Genomic DNA, 21,755 nt, shown 5'->3' on the forward strand with positions numbered 1-21,755 from the left:
ATTCTGCTAACGATATGAGATTCCTAGCTCTTCACTTAATAATTGCTGGTTTTCCTTATGGAAATCTTTCATCATTCTAGGAAAGCAATATTTCTCTATCATTTTTTCAATTTGTTCCTTGTTGTTTTCCTGGAGCAACGCTCTAAGCTGTTTTATGTACGTCATTGATTCTAGTTTTCTTTGTTTGATAATGGACTTATCTTCAGTTACAGCCCCATGCCCTGGAATCATTAATTTGATATCGTGCTGCTCTAAAATTCCGTCTACTTTATTTAGCGTGAGTTCATACGCTTTACTGCTATGGTATATGAGAGGGAATTCGCAATCTGAAAGATAATCACCTGCTAGAAAAAAGCCTATAGGTTCAATAACTGTGAATAATCCACAATCAGTATGACCTTGTGCTTTATAAAAAGTAAGTGTTGTACCTTCTATAGTCAATTGCTCTCCATCCACTTGAATGACGTGGTTAACTTTCGGATAAGTAATTTCATACCCTCTCTCAATGTAGTTCCTATCATCGAAGGAATAGATTTGTTCAAGAATACGTTCCTTTTCCTTATGGTCTTTGTTTACTAGCTCAAAACTAGCAATGATCGTTGCATCTGGAAAAGCTCCATATCCGATAATATGGTCCCAGTCCGAGTGAGTAAATAATAGATATAACTTTCGATCGCCTTTATTTCGATATACATATTCTTTTATTTGTTCTACCTCAGCTGGTAACCATGTTGGGTCAACAACTAATACAAATTCTGGCATCTCAATAACTGTTGATGTCGTTTGAAATAATGCGCTTTGAAACACTGTAATATATTGATTTTTAAATATTATCATCTAACTCCCCCTCGTTAAGTCGATCTTTTATATTTGATAGTCATTGTTTTAAACGTACACGCAAATTGATTTGTATCGTTCTTAGTACAATAACATTATGGCTCCTTTTGTAAACTTTGTTGCTATAGAGACTAACTTAGGACAGCAGCAAATAAATTTTTGCAATTGACTATATGTTAAAAGAGGATAACTTGATTTGTACGTACTTATTTCTTAGGGCAACAGCAACAATCGATGCGAAAACAGCCTATAATTAATGAAAAAATACTCTATTAAAAAACCCTATGCTTGTAAGCTAGTACGAAAACAAATTCAACAATTGACAATCTCTTACTATTATAAGGTTATCCTCTAACGGTTAATAGTACCTTTCCTATATTCTCTCTTGATTCAATATATTCATGGGCTTTCCTTGCTTCTTGTAAAGGAAACTCTTTGCCAATTTTCATCGTTAATTGTTTGTTTGATAAATATTTTATAATTTGCTTAGCAGCTTGTTCTAGCAGCTGAGGCCTTTCCTTTCGGGTGGTACCTAAACTGAACCCTAGTACAGATCTACAACTTGAGTGAAGCTCACTTGTTTGAAAATGTCCTACTTCACCACTGGAATTTCCAAATTGGATCAGCCTGCCATACTTCGCTAAGCATGCTAAATTTTGTTCCGTAATTCGACCAGCGATAGAATCTAAAACAATATCTACACCTGTCCCATTCGTAAGCTCTTTTACTTTGTATGAAAACCCATCATATAACATGACCTCATCAGCCCCAGCTTCTCTCACAACTGAAAATTTAGCCTCATTGCTAACTGTACCAATCACTTTTCCTGCACCTAGTAACTTTGCCAATTGAATCGCTGTTGTCCCTACTCCTCCTGCGGCCGCATGTATAAGGACCGTCTCCTCTTTTTGAACCCTAGCAATATCATGAAGTAGCTTATACGCTAAGATTGAAACTGTTGGGCAAGTTGCAGCTGTTGAAAAATCAATATCTTCATGAAGAACAAAGGTTAATGATTCTTTAGCCACCACGTAATCAGCATAAGAGCCATTTGAAGGAAACGCGATCACTCTTTGGCCAACAAATATCCTCTCAACTTCATCCCCAACAGCTTCCACCGTTCCTGCTACATCCAAGCCGATCGATAATGGAAAGCTTCCATGACCTTTGTTCCCTTTTCTTTTTTTTATGTCTGCAAAATTAACACTCGTTTTCTCTACACGAATTAATACTTCATGTGGACCTGCGACAGGAATTTCAACGTCTGTTAATTCAAGTACTTCAGGACCACCAAATTGATTAATAACAATACTCCTCATTCTAATCCACCTCTATAATCAATTTCCATAGAATACCCCATCAATTATTTTATCTTACACTATAAAAAATCTATAATAGCAATATGTTATTACAGCGGATAAGAATTAATTATTATACGTTCTTTTATAAAAAAAAAGAGACAGGGTATGTATTGTGGGAGTCTGAACAAGTTTTCAGGGTGGTTTCCTCGTTCTTTGCTATCTTCATTAGGTGTGTATTCAAGCACTAATGAATTCTTCACTAACTATTGTAGGAGATGCTCCATAGTGGTTTGTCGATATGCACACGATGATGGACTTTAACCATGTAGATATGCTATATCTGTCATATAAAAAATAGAGACACAAATAGTGCCTCTACTTCGCCATTAAAATATCATCTAACACCTTTTGAACTGCATAACCTTCTTTAAAAGATACTAGCTTAGCTGCATCGCCTTTGATCGCCTTCACCAGTTCGTCCACTACGTTTTCTTTGTCAACACTATCAACCGTAATGATGTTTCCATTGTCATCAGCTCTAGTCTGTGAAAGGATTCCCCAATTTTCAATTTCCAATGTTCCTTGGTCTCCGAAAACTTTTAGAGAAAGGTGCTCCTTTTGACCAATACCTGCTAACCCGTTAAATAGAACGGGAATTCCACCTGATAGCTTCATAGAACTGATAAAGCTTGTTTCACACAAGTTTTCATTTTCAGGATATTCAACACTTGATCGAACAATGCTCATTTCCCCGAAAACGTCATGTATGATTTGAATAAAATGAGGAGCAACTTCTCGAATAAATCCTCCTTGTTCCCTGTTAGAAATCCATTCGTTTTGCTGCCATTTGCGAGGCCACTCCGTAAAGTGCAAGTTAAGCTCAATTTTTTTTACCGACCCGAGCTCACCATCCATGATCTTATTTTTGAATACTTGGAAAGCCTGACTATATACCATCGGAAAATTCATGGCATGCACAATATTAGCTTTTTCAGCCTCTTCTACCATTTCCAATGCTTCTTCAGTAGAATTTGCAAGCGGCTTTTCGCATAGCAGGTGTCGGCCGTTTCTTATTACATCTATTGCTATTTTATGATGGAATTTAGGAGGAACTCCCACATAAATTAACTGAATACTTTCATCCTTAAGCATATCTAAATGATCCAAGTATAGAGATACATTTGGTAATTCGTCCTTAAATTTGTTTAAACTTTCTGCGTTTCGATCACAAAGTGCCGCAATATCGATTTCATTCTGCTGTTGAAATTGTCGTAACACTCTTTCACCGATTGCTCCCATGCCAATTAAACCTACTTTTATTTTCCCGCTCAAAACCGTCACCTTCTGTCTCGTTGTTTTATTAGTCTTTTTCGTAAACTTTATAGCTATTTAGTAAGGCTTTCGTTTCGGAAGCTTTGTTGCTATTGTTCCTAAATTTGAAGGTAAAGATGTTGTTTAACGGAACAGTTATCCTTTTTAAAAAAGAAAAGATGTCACGAAAGCTAGTTGTATTCATTTTTAATTGTTGTACGAAAAACAACAACTTATGCGAAGACAGCCTTTAGCTAAAAGATACGAAAGGGCAGAAGATTTCTGCCCCTTGATGCTCATTTTCCACAGCACGGGCGGTGAGCGTCCATAACACCTTCCTCACTTTTCCCGTGGTTTCAAACACATTGGAGGTTAACCTCTGACATTTCGAATAAAGCTTTCTAAATTTGATACATCTGTTATGTTCTGATTACACTCTTCACTGTTCATACACATATAGTTTCCATAAGATTTATAATAATCAGGTGAAGTATTTTTAGGTTTTGTTTTAGATATTGCTGAAACGAACACAACCTTACTGAATCCTTTACATAACGAGCATATATTCTTTTTGTTCGTTATAGTAAAGTTACCTTCTATACCCATTAGTTCATTGTCTAGTTCATAAACGATAAACAGTTTATTTTTTGATATATCAAGCCAACCGAGATAGGTCAAGAATTGAAAATCTATACTTGCTAAATCAGGTAGCTTAAGTTTTTTATTTTTTGAGAATAGTTTTGTTAATTGTTTTTTAGTCACTTGTGGAAATTCTAACAGCAATGGCTCTAATGAATTTATATACTGTTGAAACTCCTCAGCTGTTTCTAAATCTATCATTTTCCTTAACATTTTATCTTGTGAATCCGTCGTATGAGAAATAGCATCAAGAACTTTAGATAGCGCACTATATTTCGCTACTTCCATTACATTTAGATCAGCTGTAGTCTTTAAAGCATGTTGAATAATCCCTGCTTGTCTCTGAATTAGATTATATTGATGGTTCCTAATAAATGGTTTACTCATAATATCTTCCGCTCCTTATTTTATAAATAAAATGAAGGTGCAAAGCCACATTTAGGAAAGAGCTTACGGGCGACGTTAAGAGGTTGCTTAAGCTTTGAACACTCGAGTTACCTCAATGTCCACCCATGCAAAGAATCGCCCCCAACCGCAGGCTTTGCATGGGACATATTTAACTTTGGCAAAGATAATTCGTTTGCCATTTTTCATCCACCCCCTTAATTGTTCATTATATATAAAATTTAGTCTTCATACATCATTCTTAAAAACTTTTACTCGATCATACAAATTTCTCTGCTATTTGGTATTATATCAAAGGAATAAAAATTTGACTGCGTTAAAACAGAGGGTTAAGATACTATTCCATGAGCCTAAACCATGACCACCAGTCTGTTATATAGTAATGGAAGCGCGCCTTACTCGACATAAAAATTTATGAGAAAATATAATCTATGTCACTCCACCCATAAACGACTTCATTCAATTTCTTCCCGGCTATTTCAATTTCCAACGAGTCAATTTTTTTACCACCAAGAGCTTCATAAAATTGACACGCGCTATTATCTTCCAAGACAAACACAACCATACTATGTATCTTTAATTGTTTTAGATGTTCGATAACTGGCATTATAAGTTGTTTCCCTATGCCACATCCTTGAAAATCTTGCAACAGATAGATGGCATATAACTCTCCCTCGTAGTCATCATACTGTCTAGACCTCTCCCTTCCACCATTTGCAAAGCCAACAATTTGACCTTGATTATTTTCCGCAACATATACGTTTCCACTTGGGATAATCTCTTCCCATAGTTGTTCCCGACTTTTATAGGATAACTTGTTTAAATACTCGTCTGTTACAATATGTTTGTATGTAGTCTTCCAACTATCTACATGTACTTTTGCAATTGACTTTACATCTTTTAAAACTGCTTTTCTAATTTTCACCTTTTCTCTCCCCATCACTATTCAGACTTAGCTCCCAACGTTCCTCAACCATATTAATGTTAGATAAAACAACTTCTTGTGTTTCTACTATTTTAAATCCAAACTTTTTATATAGATTTCTTGCAGCTGTTAAGTCACTATTTGTCCACAAAATTATTTTCTTATACTTTTTTTCTATTGAGAATTTGATGGCTGTCTTTATTAATTCGCTACCTATACCTAGACCTCTTGAAAGGGGGTCTATAAGAAATAAACCTAGCTGAGCAATTTCGCTATCAAACTGATTAATACAAACTGAACCTTTCAGATCTCCATCTTTTTCTACTACCCATATATTTTCTCTAACATGGGATCTATTGACGATATCCCAAACTTTTTTCTGAATAAATTCTTTAAATGATTCATCATAATGGTATTCCTTATGATAAATCTCGTAATGAGCACTAATAATATAATTGATATCTTCAAGCTTATATCTTCGAATCACTGTTATTCCCCTTTGAATAAAATATAACTTAATATATGTTGTACCATGACCTATGTTGGATTCTCAAGTTGACCAGCTCTCTTCCATACCTTCCGATAATCGACTCTTCCGTTACTATCGAGTTCTAAATTTACATATCGACTGTTTTTAGACTTGTACACAGTATGATAACGATGGTATAAAAAACAGATAGCGTAGTTTCCTTTCAAATACTCTTCTGTTTGAAAGTACGTTTTCCATCGGTCAGATTCATCAGTTAATTGTTGTATGTAGGAAACTTGTCGGTCAACGTATTGTCTCATTGGTTCATTTAGAAAGTGATAAATATTTATGACTTGTGATTGAAGTGCAGTAATTACTGATAATAGCTGGTCATCTGCAAGAGCAATCCCTCCGACAAATAGATCAAAATCTTGAAACTCTTCATATCCGCTAAAACGATGAAAATCTACTAGTTCAATATGTGAAGTGATATTTACTTTAAGTAATTGCTTTTGCAGGATTTTGGCTTCCTCCTCAAAATTTACTCCATCTCGAATTTGCTGCACTCCAATCTTCAGTATTATTTCTGTATCACTTACCATGCTACAATTCTTAACATTAATAACACTGTTTTCAATTGACCGATCTGTTACAAAACTACACGCAGCTCGTCTACTTTCTTTTTCGGCTAAATAATCCTGCTGATTTAACGAGCTACTGATTACCTCACGAAAATCTTGATCTCTCAGTGGCCCATTTTCCTTACAGTTAAATGCAATAAAGGCTGCTCCTTTTTCTAGCATTCTTACTTGCTCCCATGATTCGTCTAAAGAATGTAATAATAACGGAAGTCCCTCATCTCCTTTAAATGGAGTTGGGGTTTTAATAATCTCTATTCTATCTAACCACGGCCTAACTCCAAAATATTTGGCAAATACCTCTAACCGAATTTTATTTTCATTGTGTTGCGTAATTTTATAAGGTCCGCTTCCAACAGGAAATCTACGGAAGTTCTCATAATCATTTTTAACCACTTCTAGAGGTACAATGGAGAATTTCATTCCCGATAAATGACGCGGAAATAAATAATCAACATTCTTTAATTGAAACTGGATAACATCCTTGTCAATTATTTCTATATATTCTATGTTAGTCATAAGAATATCCTTTTTCGGATACCTACTAAAAGTTAATTTTACATCCTCACTTGTTAACGCTCTACCATGATGAAACTTTATCCCTTTGTGTAAATAAAAGGTCCACAGCTTTCCATCAACACTTTCCCAGCTATGGGCAATACTTGGTTTTAGCTGACTTGTATTTGGATCATATTCTACAAGCCTATCAAAAATTTGTTGTACCATATGGGAATCGTGACGGGATTGAATATGTAGTGGATCCATCGATAAATCAGTTTCATAAAAAGGGTATGTCAGAATATCTAAATTTTCGCCAGCTTTATTTCTTTGTTGTAGTCGTGAGAAGCCTACATGCTTTATAAACCACTCTTGGATATCAATTCGTGAAGAATCACCTAAATTTTCCACAATGCGAAATGCTTGTTGATATTGACCTTGTTGAATTTTTTGTTTTGCGTAATTGAGACAAAGCTGCTCATTAGAATAAATAATCGTAATTGTTGGCTTCTTCCCTCGCCCTCTCTGGACTTTCCAATTAATATAACCTTCTTCATTTAAATACTGAACAATCGTTTTCACATGACGCTCTGAACAAGTTAAGAGCTTAGATATATCAAAGATGGTTGTTTCATTCCCAACTCCAGGTTTAAAGTGTTCAGTAAGTTTTATTAAATAATCAAAGTATTTCATCTTATCCCCCAATAAAAGGTGAACAATTTAATTTAAACATCTCACTTTTTATTCACCTTTTTATATTTTACACTACTAATGCGTGTTTAAAAAAGAGGACAACAACGACTGAGAAAGAAAGGGGAAGAACACCCTCAACTACTACACTAAACGACAAGGGGGATATGAATGTCAGTTCAGACCGCACAACAGCGGAGCGCTCAATTAACATTATGGAGAAATAAAAACTTTCTACTTATTTGGTTTGGTTCAATGATTTCAAATTTCGGCATGCAAATGTATATTATTACAATCCCATTGCTCATTTATGATATAAGTCAATCAGCACTAGCGATGAGTACTATGCGTGCGATAGAGTTTTTCCCAAATATTTTTATTGGGATGATTGTGGGCGTGTTTGTAGATCGATTTAATCGCAAAAAAATGATGGCCTGGACGAGTTTTATACAAGTTGCATCAATGACTGGAATTATCTTACTACTCCTGACCGATCAGTTGGCCATCTGGCATTTATACATACTAGGATTTATTCTTTCTTCGGCAGGATATACATTTGGAAATGCTAACCATTCAGTTTTACCACAAATTGTTACAAAGGAACAATTAACTTCTGCAAATGCACAAATGTCATTCGTTAATACTTTTATCCAAATGATCGGGCCTGGATTAGCTGGTGCTGCTCTACTAGTATTTTCTTACACTTCAACTTTGATGGTATACATGGTATGTTTATTCATACTTCACATTTGTGTACAGCTTATCAGTTTGCCTGCAGATAACCACGCGACAAAACAGCATAATTCAATGTTACGTGATATAAAAGAAGGTATTGATGAACTGTTCTTTAATAAGACGTTATTAACACCAACAATCACCATACTATTTGTAAATTTCGCAGCGAGTCTTGTAACAGGGGTACTTATTTTTTATGTAAAAGATCAACTAGGAGCTACATCTGCTCAAGTCGGGTTAATGTTTAGCATTTCTGCTATTGGAGGGTTACTAGGTGCTGCGATTATTAACCACATTCGTAAACAATTTGGAAGAGGAAACATTTTTACATTTTGTTTACTCATTGATGCATGTGCAATGGGGGTACTTATAGTTGCTCCAACATGGTGGGCAATTGGAATTTCACTAGCCATCCGCACGTTTGCAATTACAATGAGTAATATTGTATATTTTACAATCCGACAAGAATTTACACCTAATCACCTATTAGGTCGTGTTTCAGGTACGTCATCAATGCTTATGAAACTTACACTACCTCTTGGATTATTCATTGCAGGTTTGTGGGCAGAGTGGTTTTCAGTAAGAATTTTATTTGTTTTCTCAACACTAATTATCCTAATTATGTTTATAATGCTTTATTTTCATTCTTTTCGGAAGCTACAATAGTTAAATAATAGTGAAAGAACAGGCGGAATAACCAATCCACCTGTTCTTTCACTAATTATTACTTATTTAAAACTAGAAATATATTACCCACATAGAAAAGATGATTAACTATTTGAAGTAGTTAAAGCATCTTTACATTTCATCTTTTTTCCAACAGTAGCGATATATGTTTCAACTATAAATCTTTACTTACCGTAATTTAATAAGTAACTTTCTACATATTGCTAGCTTAATCCACCCACATCTAGTCATGCCTACTATACTATGTACGATACATGCACGACTGATGAATGATATAGATATTACTTATTTATGAAACAGACAAAACTCTATAAATTACTCAAATAAAAGAATATTAGGATCCTGCTTGTAAAAATGAACAAGTATCGCATGTAACTGCCCTCTATGATGATATAGGTGAGCGACAATTTCTAATAACCAATCAAAACGGGTATATGTAACTCCCCAGTATGAAGTAGTCCTCACCATTAATTCTTCCTCACTATATAATGCGTACCTTTCTTGCAATAACTGAACGTTATTCATTAACTCCTGGTTAATTTCCTCTTTGCTACTAATTACTTTTGATGAATAATAACTTTCCATTTCTTCTATCGTCTTTTCATCTGAAATATGTAAATCAGCTTCACAAATCATGGAGATATGTTTTAGTAGTTCACCGATTGACTGTTTATTTTCAGTAGGTCTTCTTGTTAAATCAGTATCCTCTAGCTTGTCAAGTATGTCACATATTGATTGAGCAAGAACATTTATTTGCCTAAAGGCACTTTTACAAAATAGATTCATAACCTCACCTCAGTTGACGCTCCTAATTGAGTGTCTATATATTAGTAATTATTTGTTATTTTACTAGATAAGATATCCACCAAAAACATTGACCAATCGCTATGTCTAAATTTCTAGCATAAGGTGTAAAAATTTCACCCAATTCAGCTTCGTTATAATAATTTTTAATTACTTCATATTGTGAACCGTTTTCTAATGTTCTTAATTTATATGTATCTTTACTACCTGCTTTTTCAATTAAGGAACCACCAACTGATTCAATATATATATTATCAGCCAAAAATATTTGTGCTCCTGTACCAACTCGTGTATGAAGTTGTTTTAAGAATTCTTCAATTTGATTTTTAGGAATATGAGAGAACCAAAAGTTAGCAAAACTCGCATTAAAATTTCCTTGAACTTTATTCAACTCGTATGCATTTGCCTGCTGAAAAAGAACTTTATTAGATGGTAGATTTTTTTCTACTGCTATCTCTAATACTTCACTTGAAAAGTCAATAGCAGTAATTTTGGATGCAACTTGAGCAACAAACTGCGTCCAATAACCCGTTCCACACGCAACTTCTAGCACATGTTTGTTTACAAATAGTGTACTCATCGATTCACGAATCGCCTTTTGCTCCTTCTGTCGTACTTCATCATTTCTGTAATATACCCTTTCATACTCTTGAGCACGATTACTATAATATAAGTTCAATTGAATTCCCCCTTTGCACAAATTGGTTTATTTTAACATAACAAAAAGGCTATTTCAATACAGATATCCATTTAAATTTGCTTTTATTTAGTTTCTTAACTTGCTGTTTTTTCCTCAAATTTGAACAGCTACGCATCGTTTTGTTTTGGTTATTTTCATCTAAAAATTTACAGTAAAATGTTTTTTGATGAATGCTCATTAATTATAAAAGTAGAAAAAATGCCATGAAATCTTATTGTATACAGATAGTATCACCCAGCACTGACCATTAGTGAATTTACTTTTTTATTTTGTAGAAAATATTGTAATTTTTCAAAATATTATGGAACTTTTTCTATTTAGTTCCGTAAAAATAATTAGATAAATAAAAAAAGTGCTATTCGGCACATAAGACTTTTATCATCTGGTAGTTTAATAACTTATATTTCAACGTAATTACTACAAATTGGAGGGATAGTATGTTTTCGGAAAAGCACAATTTGATGTTTGCAATAGGGTTGGTATTCACTTTATCAAGTATAATTGCTCCTGTTTATCTTTATTTTTTCCAAAGGTTATTTGGTATAGCTGACAATTTTAACCATTCATGGTATTTTACCCCTCTTACTCCAGGGTACATAATGCTAGCCTTAGGATTCGGACTGATCGGAGTGGGGCTGTTCATTTATGTCTTTTTAGTAAGTAAATTAGTGAAAAAGATAATTGCAAGAACAGTACTAGTTATCTTTACTACTGCCTCAATCATTTTGATGTATTTTAGTTTGCATAGTTACTTATATATGACGACTGATGGGATATTACTTAATGATAAATTTTCATTAACAGAAGAGTTATATAAATGGGAGGATATTGAAGTTGCTTCTTTTATTGGCATTGGTAATGGACATAAGGTTATTAAGCTTACATACACGAACGGAGTAGAGCTTGAGCTTCAAGATGCAGTTTACAAAAGTAATATGAAGATTATTAATGAAACTTTAAAGAAACATGATGTAACAATAAGAGTCAGTAACGAAAATGATAGGAAATAGTACTTCCTTACCTTTCTACAATTCCCAATAAAAATTCTCTACTATATTGCAATTTTTGTAGATAAATGGTAAATTTTTTGTAACTTTGAAAAGGAGGATATTATGTTTTCATCTAAACACACTATACTATTTTCAATAGGAGTCATTTTATTATTATCTTGCTGGCTAGCTCCTTTTTTCATTATTCGGATTTTTCAATCATTGTTTGTTGAAGGTTTGGAATATTCATGGTATTTTGCGCCGAACCTATCAGCATACTTTCTAATTGGAATAGCATTAGGTCTTATAGGGCTAGCCTTAATGCTTTATGTATTTTTATCAAGTAAAAAGGTGAAGAAGCTTATTACAAACAGTATGTTGCTAGTTGTAACAGTGGTTTCTGCAATCTTGATCTTCTTTGGCATGAATGATTATCTTTATATGACAAATGATGGTATTGTAGTCAATCAAACCGCCTCTACAAAAGAAAAACTATACAAATGGGAAGATGTTGAAACTGCTAATTTAATTGCAAAAGAAAATGGAAAAAGAGTGATAGAATTTAAATATAGCAATGGTGAAGTAAATGAATTCCGTGATAGAGTTTATGTTCACAACGGTAAAATGATCAACCATATTTTAAGAAATAATGGTGTTGTAGTAGAGTTCATTAACAATAGTAAATAATGCTGAAACATTTAAAGTACTGCCTCATAAGCCAAATTTTTAGCTTATGAGGCAACACTCTTACAGATACATTATGAATAACTCATTATTAGTACATCACCTAACTTTACTTTACTTTCTTCCTACCATCATTCAATTAATCTATCCCACCATTCAGTCATGTATAAGTAATTATGAATCATGGCATGAAAAGCTACATTGTTAATTAAACCTTTCATTCTTTTATTCTCAAAATGATACAAGATTAAATTCTATTGTTGTTAGAGAGCTTAACCGAGTGATTAAGGACTATACTTTCTTACAAACATAGATCATTTCTTGACTACTTTCATTTAACGGAGTTTGATCCCAAGAGCCGTATTCATCAATAATAATGAACCCATGTTGGTTTAATAACCTTTCCATTTCTAGCGGAAAGACATAGCGTAACGAAATACTATCTTTTTCTGTAGTAATCACATCTCCATCATTATTAATAATTTCTCTTCGAGATTCACAATGTAAAACTTGTGTAAGTGAATGATACGACTCACTGCGATATTCAACTACGCTTCGGTTACGCTTATCTATATACGTAGTTTTCTTTTCCGCTTGGTCGTCCCAGTCCCTTACATTTGGATACCTTGTTCCAAAAATAAATATCCCTTCTTTTGAAAGGTTACTATGTACAGAAGTTAATAATTGATCTTGTGAATCATTCGTTAAAAAGTGTTGAAATGAGTTTCCCGTCATGTACATAAACGAGCTTTTATTTTCTAGGGATAGCTTCATACAATCCTGCATCATCCATTGAATTGAAAACTTCGTATCATTCGTTTTCTCTTTTGCTCTTTTCAACATACCATCATTTATATCGATACCTATCATGCTAAAGCCACGTTTAGCTAATGGTATCGTTATTCTACCGGTACCACAGGCTAGATCAACAATAGTACCTCGCTGCTTCTCTGCCCATTCCAACAGTAGTGGTAAATCTTTCATATAATGTTCAAACTGGAGGTCGTAGTATTCTGGATCTCGATATTTTTCCATGTTATCTGCAAAAATATTGTTTTTGTGTTTGCTCATCTTGTTACCTCGTTCTCATCTTTAAATGTATATAACTCTTCTACAGTCGCATTTAATATTTTTGCGATATCCATTGCTAACTTAAGAGACGGATTATATTTACCGTTTTCAATATTCCCTATTGTCTCACGCCTTACACCAACAGCATTAGCAAGCTCACTTTGTGAAATGTTATGCTTAGCCCTATATTCTTTCATTCTAGTGATCAAAATCAATGCCATTTTGTAAACCTTTCTTCTCTCTTCGTTCGTATATCTCTAACGTAGTAAAGAAAATTAATACCGAAGTAATGAATGGAAATAGTAGTAAAAATCTAAATTTCAAACACTGCAAGACTCTCTTTTACTACGATAAAATCAGACTTTCTATTGAAAAACCTCTCGTTCCATCGCACAATTGGTACTCTCACTTGAAAAGTGACACCTATATTCATTTATAACTAAATCCCCTTCAATTTAATCATTCGCTATTATATTCCAAATAGCACCTTTTTTTATATTATGTAACAGCGAATGATTATATAAGAAGATTAGAAAGATCATACTTCACCATTTAAATACGCTTATTCTGGCTGGCAACAAAGTTCGCCTTCACCCTTCTCTAATGCAGATTTCAGACTTCCGAGCGCTCCCTGCCATGCCATTTCATGCCATTTAAATGCTTCTTCCCAAGATGCTCCGAATCCCCACCCAAAATGTTCAAGTGTAACCTTAGTTTTTTCTTCCTCTTCTTCAAAAAGAACATTTACAAGTGTAAGGTCATCTTGGTTGTTCATAATGGAAGCAAACTGATCAGGACCTTTCCAAGTGAATTCTAATTGCTTTGTTGGAACAAATCTTTTTATTTTGCAACCTTTCGTATTCATACCTTCAACATTTTCAGGATCAAAATATAACTCAAATGCTCCACCTTCCTTAGGTTCAACTACAGTTATAGGTGCAAACCATTTGGAAACTCTATCGGAATTCGTCCATGCATACCACACAAGATCTAATGGAGCATTAATAAGAACATCCTTTTTCAAGATACTTTTTCCTGTAGATGTTTTCAACAAAACCCTCTCCTTATATATGGAATTAATTTTATTGATTGCGAGAATATGATGTAATACTATACCCTCACGCACTATTGACCTTAGTCTAGGATGTTTTTACGTTGATTGTTGTTTTTCGTATTTAGAAATACACCGTACACAACTAGAGTTCGTAGCATCTTTACTTCTGTACAACGATGACTTACAATATATAATCACTAAATGGATAAACAATAGGAATAAATTTCAAGAAAAGAGCCTTAGTTAAGATTAGTAATTTCCTTGTTGTTTTTCTAATCATAACGTACACTTGCTTCATGAAAGTAAACAGATTGATTTGTGAAGCTCAGCGAAAATAAAATCCTTTGACAGTTCTGAATGTACAAATATAATCAATTAAAGTTTGAAAACTCAACAAGTTCAATTTGATTTCCTGCTGGATCCTCTATGACAAGGTAACGACCTGGTGGGCATGGTTTAGGTTCACTGAATAGGAGCCTTACCCCTCTGGATTTTAACTCCGTCAAATCCTTATCAAGATCCTCTGATATAATACCAAATAACACATTTTGGTTTGATGCAGTATTTTTCTTCCCTGTTTCCTCTAGAACAATTGGTACTTCATCTTGTACTAAACTAACTATCTTGTCACCATAATGCTCAGACACTTTAAAGTCCAACATCTTTGTATAAAAGTGAATTGCTTCTTGTAAATTATCTACTTTAACCGTAATGACACAAACTTTGTTTAACATAACATGACCTCCTTATTGTTTACATCCTTATTTTATCAATAATTCAGAGATAAAATTTCTCCTAGTTTGCTTTTTTATAGTAACTACGGACAAGGTATTGTGTATCCTCTGCAATGGGAAAAGAAGGAATGTGCCCCCTCATTATAAGCAAATACAGTCTAAGACAAACGTATTGATATGCACATCCTTTTCAAGTGATTTTTTACAGTCATTTTTTCCGCACTTTTTGTACCTCTTCTAATAATAATTGTGGTAAGTTAATTAAGATCGGAGGATCGAACGGCAAAGGGCTCCTTAACTTAATGTGTACCTCCTTATCTGTAGTACCTGTAACTTGAATCGGGTCATCGTACATCCCACGGAAGGCATGTTCTAGCAAGAAATAATCTTTAGGATTCAAGCTTAGTGGTATACCTACAGCAAGAGCATAATAAGTCCCAGTAGGGATTTGAGAAAATATACAGCTCGATTGTTTTTGAGTAAATGCAGTTCCAATAACTGGTCTTTCGTCAGGGATCGGTCGAGGAAATAAGCCAACAAATATAAACCCTTTAAATCCAGCTGGTGCTTCTATATGACAGGTGAGAACTGGTGGGTGAAAGTATTGATTAACTGAATTTTCTCCTTCTGTGTATTGATTAACAAAATGATATAAGTCGTTTGTAGTTACCTGAAACTGCTTCGGTGGTAAACCTACAAATTGTTTGAATTTTGCACTAAAGCTTCCTAGGCTGCTAAAACCTATGGACATCATCGTCTTGACAATAGATGGAGAGGAATGTCTGACAAGCATTTGCTTACCCGCCTCAATGCGTAGCGCAGACAAATAATGACGAGGTGATATTCCTGTTACTTCTTTAAAAAACCTTGAAAAATGGAAAGAGCTATAGCCCACAAGTGATGCTAATTCTTCAGTCGTAATCTCTTTATCTAAGTTTTTTTTCATATATTCTACCGCTTGGACAACAGCTTTGACATGATCATCATTACTTGTCAAGTTGTTCACCTGCTTCAAAAAATCTATTTTTCTTTTTCAGTATGAGTTTTCTACATCACATCATTTCTTCTTCTAGTTGACAGAATGCATTACAGGTATCATTAGCTGAAAATAAGTAGCATCCTCACTTTCGTAACGCTCCATTTTTTGACCCTTAGGAATAAACCCATACTGCTGGATAACTTTCATATAATGAAAACAAATATACTCATTATGAATAGGATACTTGATCGTAGTGAAAAGCGTAGGTGGATAAGATTGGAAATTAATTCCTTCTTCGCTTACTTCATTATAATAACTCTTAATTTGGAAGCCAATTTCTCCTGTCATTTGAGTGTTATTTGTTTCATGTGTTCTTATGTAAATTTCAGGCATAATCGTCAAACCAAGTTGTAGAGCTTTATGTCGATCAGACTCAATAAATGCGTGAAATGGACTCATTTTTCGTTCAACTGTATGTGTAAACCATATAAAATCTTTAGGTTCATTCCATTTAACTAAGTAAATACCTTCATTCTCTGGATGAAAGCCTCCTAAGTACTTTTGTGCAATATGTAATGCAGAAAGCTTTGATTCGATATTTTCTCTCCAACCCATAACAAGCTTTGATTTTGTTTCTTGATCAGCTGTTAAATATAGTTGAATATCAGTGATAGAAACATCTGCCTGTCGAAGCGAATGTATAAACTGAGCTTGCTTAATTTGATTTTCTGTATACATACGGTATCCGTTAGCTAATCTTTCTTCAGGGACAAGAACTTGTTTCCGGTCATAAAAACGTAAAGTACTAGATGGTATACCTGTTTTTTGAGCAAAATCGTTTATCTTCATCTACATTCACATCCCAATTAAAGTTAGCTGATCTGATACGTCCACAGATTTATGCGGTTACCATCTGGATCATACACATGAAAACCAGCCCACATATTTGGATTCCCAGCAATTTGGGACGTTGTTACTCCTCTTTCTTTAAACAATTCATACGTGTTGAAAAACATGTTCTTTTGTTTTAAATCAAAATAAACTCGTACAGTTGGGTTAGATTGTTCAAAATCACTGTCTATCATTTCTTCTAATAATATTTGTATTGGTTTTCTCTTCCCATTCCATGATGAAGTAAAAGCGTGCATAAGGACTGCTCGAGTATCTGGAAATCTAGTTATTATTTCCATTCCAAAATTATCTATATACCAGTTTGCTGATCGCTCAAGATTAGAAACTCCTATAATGGTAGATATTGTAGTTCCAAATTTAATTAACCTAGCCTGAGGGTACTCTCCTTCAAGCTCGGGGTTATGTATAGCTGTTAATCTCGCACCATTAAAAGCGCTTATATCAAATGTTTTTATCCCATTAGCGAGTTCCCTTACATCAGAAACAATAATATTGTTTGTTTGAAAATAATCCAGCGTCTTATCAATATCTCCAACATCAAATGTTAGCCGAGCATGACCTTCATTTTGAGCATCCTTTTGAAAATGCTCTATATTTGATTCAAACGATTTCAATGTAATTTGTTCAAAATGATCACGAATAGGAAGACGAAAGAATGCTTTTTTTCCTACATGAGTTTGGAATTGGTCGATACATTCCCACCCCATATACTGCACATACCATTCAACCCCCTCTTCAAATTTATCAGAATCGACCATAATGAAACCACCGTCCCAACCAATAGATGAACATAACATATTGAGCACCTCTTTCAAAAAAGATATTTTCATAAGAGAAAGAATGGGTAGATTATAGGTTTTTCGTACTTAGATATTAGCACGTATACATCTAGTGCTCGTGGCAAACTTTTAAAATTATTGAGTTCAAAAAATAACTATTTATATTGTCCATTTTTAGTAAAAGTAGTAACCATATTTTACGAAATAAGCCCATTCCACATACAATATTAGAAATTTTTCTCTTATTGAAATTTATCATAAAGGTTGAAGTTGGTTTAAGGTCAATGTACTTTATAAACGATCTTGTAGAAGAGATACTATCTCTCGAACAGGTTGGCAAATCATCTCTCAATTTTGTGTGAGCCTAAGTAATGAAGTCTCCATCATAAATTTTCTACTTTTTTTCAATAAGTCCTTCTTTTAAAGACAAAGGTAAGAAATCAGAAATTCTACTTAATATATTCGTTTAGCTCTTCTATAGCATGGAGAGGTAATGTATACAATGTATGTGTGTCTGCTCGATTCATAATAGAGCCACTATCTGAATCTAACCATAAAAAATATTGTTCAGTCGATTCATCTTCAAAATTTAATGAAACCACATAGTCAGAACGACTAACATCAACTATACCAGGCATTCTATTTGCATCTTTAATTGCTGCCACAAATGTTTGAATGGCTATGATATTTTCTGATGTGTAATAAATTTGAGGTTTGTTCACATTGTTCGTAATAGTGACTAATACACTTGAAATCGTTTTGCCACCTAATGTTACAATCGAAGCGTTGGGTTGTTCGTTTCTTTGTGATTCGCTACAACCTATTAAAGCAAAGGTGAATATCAAAACAGAAAACAACGTATATCTATGAAAGGTCATTTCATTGCCTCCTACCTTTTATTTTTTATAGACGATATCCATCATCAAACGTTACAAATTAAAGTTAACTAGAAAAAATCCAATTCCGCTCAAAGGAACTGGATTTTTTATTAACAGTTAGTTTAAGAAATTTCACGTAATTTCACACTATAAAACCTCATTGCTTTTGGTACACCTTGGATCTCGAAAATTCCGTTCAAGATTAAATGTCTCACTCGATATTCAAAAAACAAATCACCGTGGTATTGCTCTAAATGACCAATGGCATGACCTATCACTGTAGCACACTTCAAAAAATCAGTATGTTGTCGTTTTTGATGTAATTCTTTTGCGGTATTAATAATATATTCATCATAGTAATCTTCATCAACACTAAGTATTTTTCCTTGTTCCCATATTCTCAGTACTTCATGAGTCGTTGATAGCTCTACCCATACTTCCTCAAGCTGTTTTCGTTCTTCCATAGACATAGGCTGCTGAAGCTCACTATTTTTCTCATAAATACTTAATAATTTATCAGTAGCAAGCTCTCCTGTATGCAAAGGCTTATAATTAATTTCATGATTTTTATATACGTCTATATAAGATAAGGAAGAATTTATACAAAATATAGGGTTACGCTTATCTTTTAACAAGTGCAAAACAAATCTTAATCCAGTTTGTTCATGAGCATTTTCTCCAGCCCAAATAACGATGGGAATATGTAAAGGAATTGCAATCAACTCGCGTATTGTATCTTTAAAGCGTATAATATCTTTCTCTATTTCCCCATCTTCAAAAATTAAATGATTTTTTAACCAGTGATATCTATTGCTTAAACCGTTAGAATCCCCTAAATCCGTTAATGGACCTACAGAGAAAGTGTCTCGGAAAGAGATAATCTTCTCAGTATGATGCTTGTCTAAATTTTTTAACCCATTTTTAAGACTACCTCCAGCAGAGACACCAAAGACGATATGTACTTTTTCAAACTCTTTATAATTTATAGGTTGTTCTCTTTTTATACGAATAAAGTCATCAATAGTCTGTTGAAGATATTTTATGAGATGCTGTGCCTCTTCATTGTTTGGTTCTTTTTCCATATCGATTCTACGTAAAATAAAATACAAAAATGTTTTTGCTTCGTTTTCTGGTAGGTTTTCAATCATGTTTTTTAGCTCTAACATCGTTTCATCTCCCCTTAAGTTAAGCTATTCTATGTAAGAAGAATATCTCCTTTCAAAGTTACACAGACAGTTTGGTAGAATTTTGTTGATTGTCCGATATCTATTTGATTTTGACCCAATAATATACGAATTTGACCTATAAATATTCAAAATTGACCGAATTAATTCGAATGTTGACCTATAAAGCCTTATATTTGAACCATAAAAAATATTAACTTTCAGTTTTTTATAATTGGTGACAAACATAATGTCACTAATACCTTGTTATAATGTCTTTAGATACTTGTTAAGGAGGTGACACAATGTGAAAAGGGCTGACAGGCTGATGGCAATACTCATTGCATTACAGCATAAATCAGAAACTGCACAATCTTTAGCAGCTAAATTTGAAGTATCAAAAAGAACCATCTTACGAGACATGCAAGCATTATCCGAAATCGGCATTCCTCTATATTCTATGACTGGTCCTAGTGGAGGTTTTCATTTAATGGATGGCTATCAGCTACCACCACTACAATTTGATGTAAAAGAAGGGTTAGCTATACTATTCGCTCTTCGTGCAATGACAAAAATACAAGACACTCCTTTTAATCAAGAAAGATGGACAGCACTAGATAAAATTAAAGCAATCATACCTGATGAAACATTGGAACAAATAGACCCAATTCTTAATCATGTCGAATTAGAAGTTCCTAATAGAAATTACAAAACCCCTTTGTTAATGTCATTGCTAGAATATACGGTAAACTCACAGTGGTTGAACATAAAATATAGATCCAAAAATCATCACCGCTGGGTCAAAATCCTCCCTAAAAGAGTATACACTGCTCACGGATTTTGGTATTGCGAAGCCTACTCTCATTTGCATCAAGAAGATCGCATTTTTAGAGTTGACCGCATGGACAACATTGAAGTCATTGAATCAACAGACAACATGACACCTAGTCAAAAACCTAGTGAAGAGGACGCAACAAGCCCTGCCCCTCCTATACGAGTTATTGCAAAATTAACTTATCAAGGTGCATTACAATTGGAGCAAGACCCTCATATCGGACATCTAGTAAAAAACATCACAGATAACGAATGGGAAATTGATTACATGTGTCCAACAACAGAGTGGAATTATACTGTGAACTATTTTTTCTCTCTCGGATTAAATGCTCATGTGGTAGAACCAGAAGCTATGCGAAATGAGATTTTCCAGCTTGCACAGAACATGTGTCATCGTTATTCAGATAAAAGGAATTCAATTGGAAAAGAAAAATCAGAAATTAATTTAAAGGAGCAAATCTAATGAAACTAAAAAAATTCACAACAAACTTTATTGTGGAAAATATTAACCAATCCATAATATTCTATCAAGATGTGTTAGGTTTTCAGATCGAGATGATCGTAGATCGTAATCAAAATACCGACAATCAAATAAATGAAAATAAAGACTATGTTTTTTCCATTATGAGCAAGGATCAAATACAGCTTATGTTTCAAACACCAAAAAGTATGGCAGAAGATGTACCTGCATTTAAAGACATAACATTTGGAACATCTGCCTGCTTTTATTTAGAAATAGAGGGAGTGAAAGAATTCTATGAAGAAATCAAAACAAAAGTTGAAGTCGTAAAAGACTTATACACAACTTGGTACGGTATGGAAGAATTCCATATCAAAGACTGCAACGGGAATATAATAGGGTTTGGAGAAAGAAGAGAAGACACATAGTTAAAGGATTACCATGTGGAGAGCCTACCCCACATGGTTTTTTATAAGACTCTTTTCGTAAACTAAAGCTTTTCGAGCTACATTTGTTGCACTTTCATTCAATAAGTTCTGTCAGAGAAAATTAGTACAAAAACAACACCTAATGCGTAAA

The 21,755-nt window shown here is 33.9% G+C and carries 23 protein-coding genes; 5 read left to right on the forward strand and 18 right to left on the reverse strand.

The features are described 5' to 3' along the window. Positions 1–6: 6 nt before the first annotated feature. The 7 genes from ACSVDA_RS15030 to ACSVDA_RS15060 form a co-directional block, all read right to left on the reverse strand. A complete protein-coding gene (locus ACSVDA_RS15030) occupies positions 7–837 on the reverse strand; it encodes an MBL fold metallo-hydrolase (RefSeq protein ID WP_485884248.1) in 831 nt (276 codons plus the stop codon). Positions 838–1,181: 344 nt separating this feature from the next. Next, positions 1,182–2,156 (reverse strand): quinone oxidoreductase family protein, encoded by a 975-nt coding sequence (locus ACSVDA_RS15035; RefSeq protein WP_485884249.1) that lies wholly within the window; start codon positions 2,154–2,156, stop codon positions 1,182–1,184. A gap of 357 nt (positions 2,157–2,513) precedes the next feature. Beyond that, positions 2,514–3,479, reverse strand: a complete 966-nt coding sequence (locus ACSVDA_RS15040) for a Gfo/Idh/MocA family protein (protein ID WP_485884250.1) — start codon at positions 3,477–3,479, stop codon at positions 2,514–2,516. Between the two features lie 342 nt (positions 3,480–3,821). After that, positions 3,822–4,475: a FusB/FusC family EF-G-binding protein gene (locus ACSVDA_RS15045; protein WP_485884251.1), complete on the reverse strand. Its 654-nt coding sequence runs from the start codon at positions 4,473–4,475 to the stop codon at positions 3,822–3,824. Positions 4,476–4,905: 430 nt separating this feature from the next. Continuing rightward, positions 4,906–5,418 carry a GNAT family N-acetyltransferase gene (locus ACSVDA_RS15050; protein WP_485884252.1) on the reverse strand — a complete coding sequence of 171 codons (513 nt, stop codon included), beginning with the start codon at positions 5,416–5,418 and terminating at the stop codon, positions 4,906–4,908. After that, positions 5,408–5,905 carry a GNAT family N-acetyltransferase gene (locus ACSVDA_RS15055; protein WP_485884253.1) on the reverse strand — a complete coding sequence of 166 codons (498 nt, stop codon included), beginning with the start codon at positions 5,903–5,905 and terminating at the stop codon, positions 5,408–5,410. Before ACSVDA_RS15055 ends, ACSVDA_RS15050 begins: the two co-directional genes overlap by 11 nt. A gap of 50 nt (positions 5,906–5,955) precedes the next feature. Beyond that, positions 5,956–7,716 (reverse strand): ABC transporter substrate-binding protein, encoded by a 1,761-nt coding sequence (locus ACSVDA_RS15060; protein ID WP_485884254.1) that lies wholly within the window; start codon positions 7,714–7,716, stop codon positions 5,956–5,958. A 168-nt stretch (positions 7,717–7,884) separates the two neighbouring features. On the opposite strand from ACSVDA_RS15060, the gene ACSVDA_RS15065 reads away from it, so the two are divergent. Further along, positions 7,885–9,114 carry an MFS transporter gene (locus tag ACSVDA_RS15065; RefSeq protein ID WP_485884255.1) on the forward strand — a complete coding sequence of 410 codons (1,230 nt, stop codon included), beginning with the start codon at positions 7,885–7,887 and terminating at the stop codon, positions 9,112–9,114. Between the two features lie 336 nt (positions 9,115–9,450). Here ACSVDA_RS15065 and ACSVDA_RS15070 read toward each other — a convergent pair whose 3' ends face one another. Together ACSVDA_RS15070 and ACSVDA_RS15075 are read right to left on the reverse strand one after the other, a co-directional pair. Beyond that, positions 9,451–9,921 carry a DinB family protein gene (locus ACSVDA_RS15070; protein WP_485884256.1) on the reverse strand — a complete coding sequence of 157 codons (471 nt, stop codon included), beginning with the start codon at positions 9,919–9,921 and terminating at the stop codon, positions 9,451–9,453. A 55-nt stretch (positions 9,922–9,976) separates the two neighbouring features. Beyond that, entirely contained in the window at positions 9,977–10,618 is a 642-nt protein-coding gene (locus ACSVDA_RS15075; RefSeq protein WP_485884257.1) for a class I SAM-dependent methyltransferase, read from the reverse strand. A 458-nt stretch (positions 10,619–11,076) separates the two neighbouring features. Between ACSVDA_RS15075 and ACSVDA_RS15080 the strand changes: the two genes are divergently transcribed. After that, positions 11,077–11,649: a hypothetical protein gene (locus tag ACSVDA_RS15080; RefSeq protein ID WP_485884258.1), complete on the forward strand. Its 573-nt coding sequence runs from the start codon at positions 11,077–11,079 to the stop codon at positions 11,647–11,649. 102 nt (positions 11,650–11,751) lie between these two features. Next, positions 11,752–12,315 carry a hypothetical protein gene (locus ACSVDA_RS15085; protein WP_485884259.1) on the forward strand — a complete coding sequence of 188 codons (564 nt, stop codon included), beginning with the start codon at positions 11,752–11,754 and terminating at the stop codon, positions 12,313–12,315. 288 nt (positions 12,316–12,603) lie between these two features. Here ACSVDA_RS15085 and ACSVDA_RS15090 read toward each other — a convergent pair whose 3' ends face one another. The 9 genes from ACSVDA_RS15090 to ACSVDA_RS15130 all read right to left on the reverse strand — a co-directional run bounded on the left by ACSVDA_RS15090 (position 12,604) and on the right by ACSVDA_RS15130 (position 19,885). Then, positions 12,604–13,383 carry a class I SAM-dependent methyltransferase gene (locus ACSVDA_RS15090; protein WP_485884260.1) on the reverse strand — a complete coding sequence of 260 codons (780 nt, stop codon included), beginning with the start codon at positions 13,381–13,383 and terminating at the stop codon, positions 12,604–12,606. Next, positions 13,380–13,598 carry a helix-turn-helix transcriptional regulator gene (locus ACSVDA_RS15095; RefSeq protein WP_485884304.1) on the reverse strand — a complete coding sequence of 73 codons (219 nt, stop codon included), beginning with the start codon at positions 13,596–13,598 and terminating at the stop codon, positions 13,380–13,382. The genes ACSVDA_RS15090 and ACSVDA_RS15095 overlap by 4 nt, the downstream gene beginning before the upstream one ends. A gap of 347 nt (positions 13,599–13,945) precedes the next feature. Beyond that, positions 13,946–14,434, reverse strand: a complete 489-nt coding sequence (locus ACSVDA_RS15100; RefSeq protein WP_485884261.1) for an SRPBCC family protein — start codon at positions 14,432–14,434, stop codon at positions 13,946–13,948. Positions 14,435–14,808: 374 nt separating this feature from the next. Continuing rightward, positions 14,809–15,171, reverse strand: coding sequence for a VOC family protein (locus ACSVDA_RS15105; protein ID WP_485884262.1), 363 nt, complete (start codon positions 15,169–15,171; stop codon positions 14,809–14,811). A gap of 208 nt (positions 15,172–15,379) precedes the next feature. Beyond that, a complete protein-coding gene (locus tag ACSVDA_RS15110) occupies positions 15,380–16,168 on the reverse strand; it encodes a helix-turn-helix domain-containing protein (RefSeq protein WP_485884263.1) in 789 nt (262 codons plus the stop codon). Positions 16,169–16,240: 72 nt separating this feature from the next. After that, entirely contained in the window at positions 16,241–16,999 is a 759-nt protein-coding gene (locus ACSVDA_RS15115; RefSeq protein ID WP_485884264.1) for a helix-turn-helix domain-containing protein, read from the reverse strand. A 23-nt stretch (positions 17,000–17,022) separates the two neighbouring features. Then, the gene (locus tag ACSVDA_RS15120; protein WP_485884265.1) at positions 17,023–17,859 is read right to left on the reverse strand and encodes a VOC family protein; all 837 of its coding nucleotides are present in this window, start codon (positions 17,857–17,859) and stop codon (positions 17,023–17,025) included. Between the two features lie 431 nt (positions 17,860–18,290). Beyond that, positions 18,291–18,719: a YhfM domain-containing protein gene (locus tag ACSVDA_RS15125; protein ID WP_485884266.1), complete on the reverse strand. Its 429-nt coding sequence runs from the start codon at positions 18,717–18,719 to the stop codon at positions 18,291–18,293. A gap of 122 nt (positions 18,720–18,841) precedes the next feature. Beyond that, complete coding sequence (locus ACSVDA_RS15130; protein ID WP_485884267.1) at positions 18,842–19,885, reverse strand: DUF1835 domain-containing protein; 1,044 nt, start codon at positions 19,883–19,885, stop codon at positions 18,842–18,844. Between the two features lie 304 nt (positions 19,886–20,189). Here ACSVDA_RS15130 and ACSVDA_RS15135 point away from each other — a divergent pair, with 304 nt between their 5' ends. Continuing rightward, entirely contained in the window at positions 20,190–21,179 is a 990-nt protein-coding gene (locus ACSVDA_RS15135; RefSeq protein WP_485884268.1) for a helix-turn-helix transcriptional regulator, read from the forward strand. Further along, positions 21,179–21,604, forward strand: a complete 426-nt coding sequence (locus ACSVDA_RS15140; protein ID WP_485884269.1) for a VOC family protein — start codon at positions 21,179–21,181, stop codon at positions 21,602–21,604. Before ACSVDA_RS15135 ends, ACSVDA_RS15140 begins: the two co-directional genes overlap by 1 nt. Positions 21,605–21,755 lie beyond the last annotated feature (151 nt).

The sequence above is a fragment of the Cytobacillus sp. Hm23 genome (genome assembly GCF_051842895.1).
Taxonomy (GTDB): Bacteria; Bacillota; Bacilli; order Bacillales; family SM2101; genus Nanhaiella.

What these genes read in the sequence shown, in the direction of transcription:
- ACSVDA_RS15030 (WP_485884248.1), bottom strand. Translation starts at nt 837, where the DNA reads ATGATAATATTTAAAAATCAATATATTACAGTGTTTCAAAGCGCATTA.
- ACSVDA_RS15035 (WP_485884249.1), bottom strand. Translation starts at nt 2,156, where the DNA reads ATGAGGAGTATTGTTATTAATCAATTTGGTGGTCCTGAAGTACTTGAA.
- ACSVDA_RS15045 (WP_485884251.1), bottom strand. Translation starts at nt 4,475, where the DNA reads ATGAGTAAACCATTTATTAGGAACCATCAATATAATCTAATTCAGAGA.
- ACSVDA_RS15060 (WP_485884254.1), bottom strand. Translation starts at nt 7,716, where the DNA reads ATGAAATACTTTGATTATTTAATAAAACTTACTGAACACTTTAAACCT.
- ACSVDA_RS15065 (WP_485884255.1), top strand. Translation starts at nt 7,885, where the DNA reads ATGTCAGTTCAGACCGCACAACAGCGGAGCGCTCAATTAACATTATGG.
- ACSVDA_RS15070 (WP_485884256.1), bottom strand. Translation starts at nt 9,921, where the DNA reads ATGAATCTATTTTGTAAAAGTGCCTTTAGGCAAATAAATGTTCTTGCT.
- ACSVDA_RS15080 (WP_485884258.1), top strand. Translation starts at nt 11,077, where the DNA reads ATGTTTTCGGAAAAGCACAATTTGATGTTTGCAATAGGGTTGGTATTC.
- ACSVDA_RS15085 (WP_485884259.1), top strand. Translation starts at nt 11,752, where the DNA reads ATGTTTTCATCTAAACACACTATACTATTTTCAATAGGAGTCATTTTA.
- ACSVDA_RS15090 (WP_485884260.1), bottom strand. Translation starts at nt 13,383, where the DNA reads ATGAGCAAACACAAAAACAATATTTTTGCAGATAACATGGAAAAATAT.
- ACSVDA_RS15105 (WP_485884262.1), bottom strand. Translation starts at nt 15,171, where the DNA reads ATGTTAAACAAAGTTTGTGTCATTACGGTTAAAGTAGATAATTTACAA.
- ACSVDA_RS15115 (WP_485884264.1), bottom strand. Translation starts at nt 16,999, where the DNA reads ATGAAGATAAACGATTTTGCTCAAAAAACAGGTATACCATCTAGTACT.
- ACSVDA_RS15120 (WP_485884265.1), bottom strand. Translation starts at nt 17,859, where the DNA reads ATGTTATGTTCATCTATTGGTTGGGACGGTGGTTTCATTATGGTCGAT.
- ACSVDA_RS15125 (WP_485884266.1), bottom strand. Translation starts at nt 18,719, where the DNA reads ATGACCTTTCATAGATATACGTTGTTTTCTGTTTTGATATTCACCTTT.
- ACSVDA_RS15130 (WP_485884267.1), bottom strand. Translation starts at nt 19,885, where the DNA reads ATGTTAGAGCTAAAAAACATGATTGAAAACCTACCAGAAAACGAAGCA.
- ACSVDA_RS15140 (WP_485884269.1), top strand. Translation starts at nt 21,179, where the DNA reads ATGAAACTAAAAAAATTCACAACAAACTTTATTGTGGAAAATATTAAC.